Genomic DNA, 13,746 nt, shown 5'->3' with positions numbered 1-13,746 from the left:
CCTAATCCTTATGCAGTGATGAATGGTTTCTTATGGAGTAGCGGATCTGGCTTGCGCATCCTGTAGCTTCTGGGCCACACCTTCGACGGGACCGCCCATCATAATTTCCTGCAGACCGTTGTTGATGACTTCAGCCGCCTCAGCAGACAGATAAGCATCGTATACCGGCGTAATGCTTGTGGATTTCACCAGGTTAAAGGCTTTGTAGTACAAGGAAGTAACTTTGGCCTGATCGATTTCGGTATCGTACATTACCATAGAGTTGCTCTCGGCAATCGCTTTTTGCGCTTCCGGTCCGCTGACCGCATAAATCAGTTCCAGCGCCAATTCTTTCGCTTTCCCTTCCGTTCTGCTGCTAAGGGCCAGACCGCCGCCAGCTCCGCCGGAGATCGTGTTAGCCTCACCTTTACCGCCCGGGATCGAAGGCAATGTCGTGACTTCAATATCCTTCATTTGCTCCTCCGAAGAAGAAGCCGCCAGGTTCGTGAGTGTCCATGCACCGCTGATCATCATCGCTGCATTTCCTTGGATGAAATACTGCTCGGCTTGCGTGTTGTCGATGCTGTTCGCGCCTTCCTGGAAGGCTTTGTTATCTACCAGCTCTTTGAAATATCCAAGCGCTTCGATAAACTCAGGATCGGTAAATTTCGCGCCATCCTGTGCTGCCGCTTTCTTGAACCATTCGGTGCCTGTCACACGGTCGGCAATCGATCCGATAATGGTGGATTGCGCAACCCATGGCGCTTTGTTTCCGAGCGCGATCGGCGTAATGCCGTTATCGTTGAACGTTTTAACCGCCGCCATCATTTCTTCCCAAGTCGTTGGAACTTTTACGTTATGTTTGTCAAACAATGCTTTGTTGTAGTAGAGAATCGAAGTTGCGGACATGCCTAGTGGAGCGGAGTAGATCTGGCCGTCTTCGAACTCGTACGGATCAAACGCTCCCGGTAGGAATTTATCCTTCCAATCCGAATGCGCATCGAGCACCTCTGTAATCGGCTGAAGCAGTTTCGCCTGATGAAGCTCGGCCGACTGGCTTCCTGCATATACGAAGAATACATCCGGCATTTCATTCGCAGCCGCAACCGTACTCAGACGTTGACGGTAACCGTCCGGCGGAATCGCTTGTGCATCGAGCGTAACTTCAGGATGGTCCTGAGCAAACTGATCGATAAAGCTTCGAACTGATTTTGCACGCAGGTCATCACCGGCAAAGTTATGCCAGATTGTCAGCTTGACCTTCTCTTGGTTGCCCTCATTTCCTCCCGCCTGCTCTTTGCTCTGCCCGCCTCCGCAAGCTGCAAGGACCAGTGACATCATCAGCAGTACAAGACCTATTTTACGTTTTGGTCTCATGGTCAATCCCCCTTTTTAATATACGAAAATGATGAAACGTCTTAGATGATTAGTCCAAGTATATAAAAGGATATAACGCTTACATAGGGGATATAATTCAGTCGATAGAGGGACAAAATTCAGGATTTGCCCGATACTCCGACGGGGTTTGTCCCGTCCATTTCTTGAACAGGCGGTTAAAATACTTAATATCCTCATAGCCGATTTCATTCGCGATTTCACTGATTTTGGCTGGCGTTTCCCTTAGCAGGTGCATCGCCTTTCGCAGTTTCGCCTGGGTCACGAATTCGATATAATTCTGCCCGGTTTCCTTCTTAAACATCTCGCTGAAATAGTTGGGGTTCATATGAACATGCTTGGCCACTTGTTGGAGAGACAAGCTCTGTCCCAGATGCTCATGAATAAAGGAGATCGCTCGCTGGACGGGACTTGTCGTCGACACCATATCACGGTACTCCTTCATGATGAGCCCGAGCGAATCGACCAGCACCTTCTCCGGATTCTTGGTCAACTCGCGGATATCGTACGTCTCTTCCACTTTCACCGGACTGGTATAGCCGATAGACGTCGCAGCCCGTATAAGCCAGCGCTGTGCCGAGACGATCAGGGAATGCAGGTAAGCCTGAACCGAGCCGGGCGTTGCCTGGCCCTGACTTTGGATGCGCCGCAGCAAATCCGTCACCCATGCCTGCAAGTCGGCGGATTCTCCCGAACGCAGCAGGGATGACAGCTTGGTTTCTTCTTCCATCGAACAGACCGTGCGGATGCCTGTACGTCCTTCGATATCTTCATAGCGGATATGCCGTTCCGATTGCAGCAGCCACTCGTAGGAGCTGGCCTCTACCGCGGTAGCCAGCGCAATGTGCAGCTCCCTGGCGTTTGCGACCCGTCGGCCGCTGGCAGCCGTGATGCGGCAGGCGTGCGTGGATTCCATCTTCCGCAGAGCGGAATCCACCCGCCCCCAGCCATTATTCGGCTCTGCCCGCACCAACAGAAGCAGGGAGCCGTTCCACTCCAGCCACGCACATTGCAGCACTTCGGCCAACTCCGTGCCGATTAATCGATGCAGCTCGCTAACGTTCGCTTGTTCCTCTTCTTCTGGATGCAGCGGATATACCGACAGCATCCAGATCTGCAGCACCGAGCCATTCGATTCCAAACGCAGCTCCGGGTATCGCTCACACAATTCGGCCTCGGCATGCTCGTCCAGCGGAGTGCCGGAAGCAAGCAGCCTTCTCAGGAAACCCCGGCTGACTACCAACTCCTGCGCCCTTCCCTTCGCTTGTGTAAGCCTGCGCTGCAACAGCCGTTCCCTGGCTTGGACAGCAGCCTCGATAATTTCCCCGGGCCTGCTCGTCTTCAGCAAATAGTCACTTACGCCTTCCCGCATCGCCTGCTGCGCATATGAAAATTCATCATATCCCGATATAACAATGATTTCGATCTCGGGATACTGCTGCTTGACTTCATGTGCCATATCCAGTCCGCTCAAGCCTGTCATGCGAATATCGGTAAAAATAATTTCGGGCATTTCAACAGGAATACGCTGAAGGGCTTCCTCCGCTGAAGCCGCGGGCGTCAGCACCGTAAAGCCGTTATCGGCCCAATTGATCACTGTACTCAGACCATTTCGAATGATCACTTCATCATCAACGATCAGTACCTTCAATGTCGCCATCCCCTTTGCTGGATAATTCAGATTGTTGAATTTCAGGTAAATCAGGTATCGTAAACATCACCCGTGTTCCGACTCCTTCCGTACTCTCCACACGCAAGCCCGCATCCTTGCCGTAATGAAGGAGCAGACGTTTATGGACATTTCGCAGCCCGAAACTTCCGCGCGGGGTCTGCCCCTTCTCGTACTGCAGCGGATTCTCAACCAGCTGATCCTGAAGCCACTTCAGGCGCTCCGTCGTCATTCCGATGCCATCATCCTCCACCACGAAGTGGATTCCTTCATGTTCACGGTGTCCGCGAATTGTAATCGTCCCCATCCCGTCACGGCTCAAAATACCATGCAGCATGGAGTTTTCAACCAACGGCTGCAGCAGCAGCTTTAACATGGTGTGCTGATACAGCTCTTCCTCCACATGAACCTCAAAGTTGAACTTTTCCGGATAGCGGATGGTTTGGATATTCACGTAATGACGGACATGCATAATTTCCTGCTGAATCGTACAATATTCCTGCCCGTTATTGAGGCTGAACCTCAGGAAATCGCTGAGCGATCCCACCATCTCGGCGATTTTCACATCCTGGTTCATCAGTGCCAGCCAATGGATGGATGACAGCGTATTGTAGAGGAAATGCGGATTAATCTGCACCTGCAGTGCATGCATATCCGCCTCCTTCTTCAGCGACTCATTCAATTTCACTTCATCGGTAAGCTTCACAATTCGGGAGCTGAGCCGGTTGTAACTGATAATGAGCTGCCCGACCTCATCGACCGTCTTAACCGGGAGCGCAGGCAGCGGCTCCTCCGGGCTTGAGTTCTTGAGAAACCTCGTTAGGACGGACAGCGGATTCGTAATTTTCTGGATCAGGAAAAGAACCAGTATTATGGCAAGCAGAATGGCCACGGTGACGGCAACCGCCGTCAATTTGATGAAATACTGGTTCTGGGAACGGTATTCCTGTGAGGGAATGATGCCGACCAGTTTCCAGTTCACGCTGGACATTTTCTTATAGAGAATGGTCTTCTTGTTGCTCCCCTCGCCATAGTCTATATTTCCGCTGAGCCCCTCAAACTCTCCAATCGAAGGATAATAGTCTGCAAGCGTGAGATTGGTCTCCATATCCGGCGGACCGGCGATAATCCGATTATTCTCGTCAAGAAGAAGGACAAACCCGGTCTTCTCCAGGACGGCCTGCCGGAATTGATTGGCAATGACGCCCTGGTCCAGGTTGATCTGCAGATTCCCGATCGGCTTATATTTATCCGTGCTCCGGATCGGCCTGGCCAACGTAATGACTTTCCTAACGCCTTCAAAGGTCCACTGGCGATGAACAAAGGACCACCATTTGGGATGTTGCTCGTAATAGTCGGGGACCACTTCGGTAATATTCCGGAACTCGGAGCGTACCAAGGATTTGTGCGAGATCGCATCTTTGCTGCCGAGCGGTTCGACAATGATGTTGGCAATATAATCTTTGGAAAAGGCCAGATTCGTCAAAAAATTAATAACCGTTGTCTGCTGGACATAGTTGCTCTGCTCGGTCTTCAGATAGGCTTGAACACCGATATGCCCGATGAGAAAAAGCGAGATATTCTCCACGTCTTTGACCATCGTATCCAAGTAAGCTTCCAGTTGCCGAAGCGTATTCATTCCTGTAATCTTGGCCTTCTCCTCCGTCAGACTCTTGGCTATGTTAAAAGAGAAAATTCCGAGAAACAGCAGCGGCACCAGCGTAGCGATAATAATAAGTAACGACAATTTATGCTTTAGCGATTTCCCAAGCCATTGCTGCATAAAAACACCTCGTTCAAAGCCCCCATGGTATGGACTTGTTATATTACTTGACATTGAATGCGTTTACTTCGAAACAACTCTCTTTCCCTAGCAAAAATGTGTCAGGTTTATTAACTATCTTAGAGGAATCTTAAGACTCAAGTAAATGGTAATAAAGACCTATGAAAGAGGATGAAATCTTCTTTCATAGGTTCTATATGCGCCATTCTCTCTGGTTCCTTTTTGGAAGTATGGAGGGAATAAATGGGATGGGCTGGATATTAAAAAGCACAAAAAGGGCGCCGTAGCACCCTTTTGATAAGCGAAGCACATCATTCTATCAAGATTTATGCTTCTGGTCCATGTTCATAACGTCTTATCAGATATGCGTTTATATGTAGATCTAAAGTTTCACATCAATAAACCGTTACTTCCCCCATTCTTCCAGACTACGATATTCAATGCCATCCACCACCAACCGGTTCAACTCTTCTTGAAATCGGTATGTTATTTGGAGATCGCCAGCGAAACCGGCAGGGCTGATGCTTCCTGCAGCTTCCGTAACAAGCTCGCCTTCCGCTAGTTTGTGTCTGACGACGGCCCCGAAGCCAACCTCATCATATAGGTAGCTTTTATCCTTGGAATCATCCTCGATCCTTTCGACATACTCCTTCCCGTCGATCAAAAGCTTGATCACAAAGTGGTCTGCATACTTCTCAATGTTGGATTGCACATGGCTCAATACCGCCTGTTCCAATGATTCGATAGGAATTTCCTTCAGAGTCTCGGCGTCGACTACATGCATCTCCCCCATGTAAAGACCCGTGCCGGTCCCGTTCACATAGAACACCACAACTTCCGGCTTGCCATCGCCTGTAACATCCTGATATTGAATGACGGGTTTGCGCATACCATCTCCGCCGTTCCAGTCCTTAAAGACCTGTTTCCTGCCTTTGACCTCGACCACCATACCTTCATATCTGCCGTATTTCGTTGCGCTTACCGGATACAGCTTCACATCCCGGTTCTCCTCAGCCGTCGACACGTCAACCTCCGGTGTATAGATGTAGACCATCCCGGCCTTCGTATCCAAGCTTACCTGTGCACCATACAGCTCCGCCATCCATCGAGCGGGAACCATGACGCGCCCATCCTTTAGCTGAGCGGGAACAGACAAGGTGTAGATCTTCCCCTTTCCCTTGGCTTCCTTGCTCCCCATTTTTAGGGTGACTTGATCGGTGCCTGTGTTGACGGTTAGTGTTTTGTTCCTGTTATTCCAGCGGAGGTGCATAGGCTTCAAATATTCCCTCACCGTGTTCAAAGGGACGAGCGCCGTACCATTCACGATGACAGGTTTAACGTCCGTCGTGACAACATAATGATTAACATTTAATCCCAATTCCTTCTTGTGCCCAGCCTCAGCCTGAGCCTGTACCATCGAGCTTAACAGCATTGTGGCCGCTATAGCGCCGCTTGCCGCCAGTTTTGTCCATTTCTGGGTTGTCATGTTCTTTAAATCTCCTTAGCTGAAAATATGAATCCTTATAAACTTTAACGCATCGTGACCGGGATTGGTTAGTCCATATCAACAAATAATGAAAATACTTTATCTGGCGTCCCCTTCCCGCCGAGCCTCCAAGCATTCGCCCCATTCTATGTCAAAAAATCATGAGCCCGATCCTTCTGATATGTTAGAATCAGATATGATTGTTATATTATGGGAAACAATTTGTTCGAAACGATTATGATGCCCGTGCCAGGACGGTCATGTACGGAAAATGTTGAAGGGAGGTGGGCTGCATGAGTATGGGGAGTTCCATGTTTAGTTTATGGCCGATGTTGATATTAATCATAAACGGACTTTTTAAGCTGCTTGGTTTGTATGCATTGTATCTGCTTATTAAATTTTTGATTCGCGCCATAACAGCTGTCGAGCTTTACATCGATGAGAAAAGAAACCGGCGGTTGTGAAGGTAAACTTCAGATCATTTAGGATTGAAACTACTGAATCTCCTGTGGTAAAGTCTAGGCAACCAGAAATGAAAGGGTGAACCAAAAGCCAATGATCTACTAATCCTGTCCCAAACATTGGAAAAATACTTCGATATGAGGTTTTTCGGGATAGGATTCGTGCGGCTTTTTTTATATGTGACGGGTAGATGCTTGAAGCTTCTTTATTCATGAAGCCGGTATCTTCTTTTGTCCGTATTCAGCCTCCTATTCCGAAATCTCGGAGTGGGAGGCTTTTTATGCAGCATTCGTAAACGCTATGATCCTGGCATGATCAGGAGCTGGTGGAGATCCGTTGGTGGGACGCTGATATCGAGTTAATCAACTGACTTATGGGTGCGATCGTGAGCGGTGACTTGGATACGCTTAGACAAATGAAGAATCCGTCTTAAAGCATTCCTAACAACTTTCTATACAGGGAGGCATGTTTGCATGCAGATCATAACGCAGGAGTACAAGACAGCTAATCGGGAGTCGGGACCTTATGGTATTACGACAGGACAAGATGGGACCATATGGTTCACGGAACAAAAAGGAAACCGGATCGGACGGCTCACCAAGAATGGGGATATGCGCACGTTCGAAGTGCCGACTCCGGATGCCGGGGTCATGTCCATCCTATCTACCCATACCGGTGACCTCTGGTTCACGGAGTACAAAGCGAATAAAATCGGAAGAATGACAGTGGAAGGAACATTTACGGAATTCGAAATACCTGAAGCCAACTCGTCTCCTTACGGCCTGACGGAAGGTCCGGATGGAGGCATATGGTTCACCGAGCTAACCGGCAACCGAATCGGAAATATAACGCCGGCAGGCGTTATCGCGGAATATGACTTACCATGCGAAGGGGCGTACCCTTCCTATATTACAGCCGGTCCGGACGGCGCGTTGTGGTTTACGGAAAACCAGAACAACTGCATCGGACGGATTACGGTGGACGGAGAGATTACCGAGTTCCGCATTCCAACAGAGCAATCCGGCCCGGTCGGCATCACGGCAGGTGCCGATAGCGCCCTATGGTTTGTTCAAATCAACGGCAATCAAATCGGTCGGATCACAACGGCCGGGGAATTCACCGAATTTAAGATCCCGTCCGGGAATGCCAGACCCCATGCCATCACGGCGGGGGTTTGCGAAGATCTATGGTTTACCGAATGGGGAGCCAATCAAATCGGACGAATTACCTGTAACGGGGACATTACCGAGTACCCGATCCCTACCCCCTCCGCAGAACCACATGGCATTACCGTGGATTCCGGCGGCGAGGTCTGGTTCGCCGAGGAATGCGATCAGATCGGCCGGTTTACGATTCAATATTAGGCTTAGGATGCCAACATATTGCTCCACCCATAAAAAAGCCCGTTCAGCAGCCTGTTGCCGGGCTTTTCCAATGCAAAGCTGCCCCGGCTTGTTTCTTCATCTATGCGAATATGATAGATTAAATGGATACTTAGAATTATTTCTCTTAGGAGAGTCCAATAATGAACCCAAACCAAACGTTAGATGATATACAGTGGCAGACGCTCATTCAACAAACCGCCGGTTACTTCAGCGATTTGACTATTAAACGGGGGTTTCAATATTACAAGCAAGGTCGTGTTCACACAAGCGAGTTGACAGAGGCTGCCGGGATAATTGAGGCTGCCGTTGATGGAACGGAAACTTACCGTATCCAGCTCCATCTTCATTCGCTGAGTGACAGCACATGCAGTTGTCCCGTTAATGAAGGCTGCAAGCATATGGTGGCTGTTCTGCTTGACTATGCCCAGCTTCAGGGTCGTTCCATTCACGCCCTAGTTAATGCCCATTCCACCACGTATGCTCCCACCTCTACGTATGACCGAAAGGAGTCCGACTTCAGCCCAGCGCAAGAACGGCCGTCTGCCGGAGCATCAAAATGGAGAGTCAAGGCGGACCATTTGCCCGAGCTGCCGATCTCCGCATGGCATGAGCTGTTCGAAGTTTGCACGGCTTCGCTGGGAGCTAATACGCAGAACTCGTTTTACGCCAAAAATGCACTGGCCTCCCTCCATCACATCAAACCGCCGATGCCGCCGGAAATGGGATCATTGTACGAGCTTCATGCTCATCTCTTTATTCTCGAGAAGCTGGTCAAGCAGCCCGCTAGTGCCTGGAATTCCTCCGGATCCTACATCGGCTATCATACGCAGGTAGCAGCGGATCATATCCTGGCCAGAATCGAGCGCATCTTCCATGAAGGGCTTGAGAGCAGCGAACATGGAGAGGCATTCAAGCAGCGACTGACCGAGACCATTTCGCATGTCCGGCGAATCATGCTGAGCGAGCCGCGGAACCGCAAATTTTACGCCCAGGTCTATATGCAGCTCTGGATGTACTGGATCTATCCGTTTGCCAAAAAGGACAACAGCTTAATCCAGGCGGAGTTAGAGCAGTTACAGGCAGCCGAAGCCGAATTCGGCAGCACCCTCTCGCGTGCCTCGTGGTATATGGCGCAGGGCTTAATGTCCTTCTACCTCGGACAAGACGAAACGTCTTGGAGCCTGATCAGGGAAGCAGACAAGGTGAGCAGTCTGTCTCCGGCTTTCGTCCTGGGCTTCTTCGACATGCTGCATTCCGGGCAACAATGGGAACGCTTAGCTCACTGGCTCCCAGAGATCGGCCCGCTGCTTGGCAGTCACCGCAACGAGCATCTCAGCAGCTATCAGTTCTATTGGGATGCCGTCATAGAGCACCTGCCCGAGGAGGCTGAACAGATGTGGAGCAGTCTTGCCGACATGCTTCCTTATGCGAAGGACATCTATCAGAATGCCTTGATCACGCACGGCAGATGGCGGGAATGGATCGACTACCAATTAAGCACAGGCCGGGAGCCGCTGGAGCTCCGGGTCAGCGAGCTCGCGCCGATTGAGAAGAATGCGCCCGAGCTGCTGCTGCCTTTTTACCATCAGGCCGTCGAGCGGTACATCCTTCATAAGAACCGAGCCGGCTATAAAGCAGCAGTCAAGCTGCTCAAACGGTTGGCCAAGCTATATAAAAAGCTCAAGCAGCAGGAGCGCTGGGATCTGTTCATTATCTCGTTGTCCGTACGAAACAGCCGGCTTCGCGCATTCCAGGAAGAGCTGCGGAGAGGAAAGCTGATATCATGAGCAGACACACAGAAACCATCACGGTCCACATGGCATTAAGCGAATACGGAGATGCCGTCATATACGGCTCTACCGTCATGCGGGGTTACGTGTCCGGACAATACCTGAAGCACCGTTTATTCGCGTGGCACGAAGCTTCCTTCTACGGAACAGAGCTTACCGTTCAATCCGTCCAGGATATGGAAGTGATCATCCTGCCTTCCGAGCAGGTCATACCGTTTTTTGCGGATGGACGACTGCTCGAGCATATTGAATGGGTATGGGACGAGGATTGTCTTCCCTTCATTGAAATTGCTCCTTCGCTGGCAGCTTGCATTCAGGACAAGCAATACGCACCCAGCTTGAGTGCCTTCAAATCGGGCAAGCTGCAATGGATTTGGGATCCGGAGGCATTCACAGCGGAAGAGTTGTCCCGTCTTTCCCTGCTGAATGCAGACGAGATATGGAATGAGGGCTTACGGGCGGCGTTCTCTGCCGCCGTTCAAGATCAGTGTTACGGCAGCGAAGAGGCGGCGGCTGACCTGCGCAGAGAATACCCTCTTCTCTTCTCGCCGAACCGCACGGCAGCCGAAGGCATGGACGACAAGTCATGGCTGATCGCCATCGGATGGCGGCCGGATACCGCTCCATTCCGACCGCTGCTGCAATTGTTGGAGCCTGACGAAGAAGAAGCCGCATGGCGCCTTCGGCTTGTATTGCAAGACAAGCAAGACGCTGGATCGCTTGCAGCCGTTCGTCTGGCTGAAGACGGGCAGGCATACGGATCATGGCCGGAGACATGGACACCCCATATCAAGGAGCGGTCCCCCGGGTGGCTCCAAGGCTTGCAGGCAGCACTGCCGGCAAGGGTGCTTCACGCTCCAACTGAAGATGCGCTCGGTACGCCTCTATCCGACGAGGCTGCATGGCAGTTCCTGACCGTTGACAGCCAGCGGCTGCTCCAGTCAGGTTGGCTGGTCCTGCTGCCCGCTTGGTGGGAAGCCGCCAGCAAGAAGAAACCCAAACTGCGGGCGAAGGTACGCTCGGGCGAGGGCGAGAACGCCGAGCGAAGCAGCGGCGGTTCCCTGTTCGGTCTGGATGCGCTGGTCAATTTCGATTGGCGGATCGCCATCGGCGAAGCTACTCTTTCCGAGGCGGAATTCGCGGAGCTTGTTGCCCGGAACGAACGGCTGGTACGGTTCCGGGGCCAGTGGATTCCGTTGGATCCCGCTCTGGTCGCCCAAATCCGCCAGATGATGGCGGGCGTAGATCGTGAGGAAGGCCTATCGTTCCAGGATATTCTGCACCTGCATCTGCTCGGGAACAACGATGAGTCGGAGCAGACTCAGCAGGATGCTGAGGAAGCGCGGGACCCGGAACGGATCAAGCTTGAGGTGGAGCTGAACGAGCACCTCGTGAAGCTTATCGGCCAGCTTGGCCGACAAAGCGAATGGCCGAACCTTCCTGTCCCGGCTGGGCTGAAGGCCGAGCTGCGGACTTATCAGCATGACGGCTTTGCCTGGCTTGCCTTTTTGCGGCGTTACGGGCTTGGGGCATGCCTTGCCGATGACATGGGTCTTGGCAAAACCGTGCAGTTTATCGCCTACCTGCTGCACGTGAAGGAGACGGCGATGCAGCGGGAAGAGCGGCGCCTCCCTTCCCTGCTGATCTGTCCCACCTCGGTGCTGGGCAATTGGCAGAAGGAGCTTGAACGGTTTGCCCCGTCGCTTCAGGTCATGCTTCACTACGGCGGCAAACGAAGCAGCAGCGAGGATTTCTATAAAGAGGCTTACCAAGCCGATATTATCCTTACTTCCTATGCGACGGCCACGCTCGATCAAGAAATGTTAAGAGACATGAAGTGGGAAGCGATCGGCATCGACGAGGCCCAAAATATCAAAAATGCCGACACCAAGCAATCCGCCGCCGTGCGAAGTTTCCCGGCAAGGCATCGCGTTGCCTTAACCGGCACACCGATTGAGAACCGGCTGTCCGAACTGTGGTCCATCTATGACTTCATCAATCCAGGATATCTTGGAAGCCTGCGCGCGTTCAATCTCCGGTTCATCCAAGCCATCGAGAAAGACAGGAGCGAACAGCGCACGGCTGATCTGCAGAAGCTGATCAAGCCCTTCATGCTCCGGCGCAAGAAGAAGGATCCTGCAATTCAGCTCGACCTGCCGGACAAAAACGAGATGAAGACCTATATCCATCTCACAGCTGAGCAAGGTGCGCTTTACGATCAGACCGTGAACAGCCTGCTGGAACGCATGCAAAAGCTCGAGGGCATCGAGCGCAAAGGGGCCATCCTGGCAGCTCTTACACAGTTCAAGCAGCTCTGCGATCATCCGGCTCTGCTTACGAAGGAGCCGCTTCCGGAATTGCCGGGAGGCGGCGGCTTGCTCGACACCGAAGCTGTCGTCAACCGTTCAGCCAAGCTGGAGCGGCTGCTGTCCATGGTGAAAGAGCTGCGGGAAGAGGGCGAGCGCTGCCTGATCTTCACCCAGTATATCGGCATGGGTGAGATGATGCGACAGGTGCTGCATCAAGAGCTTGGGGAGCCCGTGCTATACTTGAACGGCAGCACGCCCAAGCGGACGCGCGACCGCATGATCGAACAATTCCAATCCCAGACGCTGCCGCCCGAAGAGCAGCCGAATGTCATGATCCTCTCGATCAAGGCCGGCGGCGTTGGTCTGAATCTGACCGCGGCGAATCATGTGTTCCACTTCGACCGCTGGTGGAACCCCGCGGTGGAGAATCAGGCAACCGACCGCGCTTATCGGATGGGACAGACCAAGGATGTCCAGGTGTACAAGTTCATCTCCATGGGGACGCTCGAAGAGCGGATCGATGAGATGCTGGAGAGCAAGCAGCAGCTGAGCGATCAGGTCATCGCAAGCAGCGAGGGCTGGATTACCGAGCTGTCCACCGATGAGCTGAAGGATCTCTTCACGCTGCGGCGCGACTGGGCGTAAGCGTCGGATCAAGAAGTACACGGATAGGCGACATTCGACGGATCTGCGGCAATTCTTCCTCATAGATCAGGACCTCGATCTGGACATACGGCCCCAACAGGTGGAGCACAGCGGAATGCCTGTGGAACTCCTAAGCGGCCACCAGGTGTCGCTCTATAACCATATGTTGAATAATAGAATGCCCCGTGTGCGACACGGGGCTTTTGTTGTTTAGAGGAGTTTAATGATTAGAATACTTTCGCTTTGGTTTACGCGCATGAAGCTTATATGACTAAGGATTCTAAGGTTCGAACCAGTTGAAGTACTTTGTCTTGGGTAATCAGGCTCAACTTAAGATACTCTTGCTTAGAAGATAATCCGCCTCACTTGCGCGAGTTGGGCAGCACCCTTACGTCGGGCCTGGTAGCAGGGTAATAGGTGGCGATGCTATCCATAAACGGACACAGAATACGTTATTCAGGAAAAAATCCACCATTTTTGAACTCGAACGGACCCTAGTTCCGTTATTTGCTCCAAAAAACGATGAAAAGGCCGAAAACGAGCCCAATAGCGGATCTAGTGTCCGCTAAGTTTGAAATTATGGCATGATCTCATAATATAACGGATCTGGAGTCCGATAGGTCGGGAGCAACAAGTAGTAGATGACTTCAAGACCAGTAAGTACCGGCACGGAATCCGCTATTTCTGGTGTAGTAAGTGCAAACGCCACTGGAGCCCTCAACTCCAGGCGCAACGAGTGCAATCAGCAACGGAATCCCTACTCTTGGTGCGCAAGTGCACACATCACTGGAGTCCTCTACCTCAGTTCCACCAAGTGCAATCAGCAACCTGTTCCCTACACCA

At 51.8% G+C, this 13,746-nt stretch carries 8 protein-coding genes; 4 read left to right on the top strand and 4 right to left on the bottom strand.

The features are described from left to right. Positions 1-30: 30 nt before the first annotated feature. The 4 genes from CRG97_RS02535 to CRG97_RS02520 form a co-directional block, all read right to left on the bottom strand. The gene (locus tag CRG97_RS02535) at positions 31-1,356 is read right to left on the bottom strand and encodes an extracellular solute-binding protein (protein WP_098741615.1); all 1,326 of its coding nucleotides are present in this window, start codon (positions 1,354-1,356) and stop codon (positions 31-33) included. Between the two features lie 97 nt (positions 1,357-1,453). After that, complete coding sequence (locus CRG97_RS02530; protein ID WP_098741614.1) at positions 1,454-3,025, bottom strand: helix-turn-helix domain-containing protein; 1,572 nt, start codon at positions 3,023-3,025, stop codon at positions 1,454-1,456. Then, complete coding sequence (locus CRG97_RS02525) at positions 3,006-4,826, bottom strand: cache domain-containing sensor histidine kinase (RefSeq protein WP_098741613.1); 1,821 nt, start codon at positions 4,824-4,826, stop codon at positions 3,006-3,008. The genes CRG97_RS02530 and CRG97_RS02525 overlap by 20 nt, the downstream gene beginning before the upstream one ends. Before the next feature lie 406 nt (positions 4,827-5,232). Then, on the bottom strand, positions 5,233-6,312 hold the full coding sequence (locus tag CRG97_RS02520; RefSeq protein ID WP_098741612.1) for a copper amine oxidase N-terminal domain-containing protein: 1,080 nt from the start codon (positions 6,310-6,312) through the stop codon (positions 5,233-5,235). A gap of 293 nt (positions 6,313-6,605) precedes the next feature. Here CRG97_RS02520 and CRG97_RS33160 point away from each other — a divergent pair, with 293 nt between their 5' ends. The 4 genes from CRG97_RS33160 (at position 6,606) to CRG97_RS02505 (ending at position 12,903) form a co-directional block, all read left to right on the top strand. Continuing rightward, a complete protein-coding gene (locus CRG97_RS33160; protein ID WP_202618856.1) occupies positions 6,606-6,776 on the top strand; it encodes a hypothetical protein in 171 nt (56 codons plus the stop codon). Positions 6,777-7,247: 471 nt separating this feature from the next. After that, on the top strand, positions 7,248-8,138 hold the full coding sequence (vgb(C), locus tag CRG97_RS02515; protein ID WP_098741611.1) for a streptogramin B lyase Vgb(C): 891 nt from the start codon (positions 7,248-7,250) through the stop codon (positions 8,136-8,138). A 161-nt stretch (positions 8,139-8,299) separates the two neighbouring features. Beyond that, positions 8,300-9,946, top strand: coding sequence for an SWIM zinc finger family protein (locus CRG97_RS02510; protein ID WP_202618855.1), 1,647 nt, complete (start codon positions 8,300-8,302; stop codon positions 9,944-9,946). Continuing rightward, positions 9,943-12,903: a DEAD/DEAH box helicase gene (locus CRG97_RS02505; RefSeq protein WP_098741609.1), complete on the top strand. Its 2,961-nt coding sequence runs from the start codon at positions 9,943-9,945 to the stop codon at positions 12,901-12,903. The genes CRG97_RS02510 and CRG97_RS02505 overlap by 4 nt, the downstream gene beginning before the upstream one ends. Positions 12,904-13,746 lie beyond the last annotated feature (843 nt).

It is taken from the genome of Paenibacillus sp. EZ-K15 (assembly GCF_002573715.1).
Classification (GTDB): domain Bacteria; phylum Bacillota; class Bacilli; order Paenibacillales; family Paenibacillaceae; genus Paenibacillus_AQ.
Note: the sequence above shows the minus strand (reverse complement) of the source record. Positions and strands in the feature narration are given on the sequence as shown.

Excerpts from the sequence above, each read along its gene's own strand:
- CRG97_RS02505 (WP_098741609.1), top strand. The coding sequence starts at position 9,943 with ATGAGCAGACACACAGAAACCATCACGGTCCACATGGCATTAAGCGAA.
- CRG97_RS02525 (WP_098741613.1), bottom strand. The coding sequence starts at position 4,826 with ATGCAGCAATGGCTTGGGAAATCGCTAAAGCATAAATTGTCGTTACTT.
- CRG97_RS33160 (WP_202618856.1), top strand. The coding sequence starts at position 6,606 with ATGAGTATGGGGAGTTCCATGTTTAGTTTATGGCCGATGTTGATATTA.
- CRG97_RS02510 (WP_202618855.1), top strand. The coding sequence starts at position 8,300 with ATGAACCCAAACCAAACGTTAGATGATATACAGTGGCAGACGCTCATT.
- CRG97_RS02535 (WP_098741615.1), bottom strand. The coding sequence starts at position 1,356 with ATGAGACCAAAACGTAAAATAGGTCTTGTACTGCTGATGATGTCACTG.
- CRG97_RS02520 (WP_098741612.1), bottom strand. The coding sequence starts at position 6,312 with ATGACAACCCAGAAATGGACAAAACTGGCGGCAAGCGGCGCTATAGCG.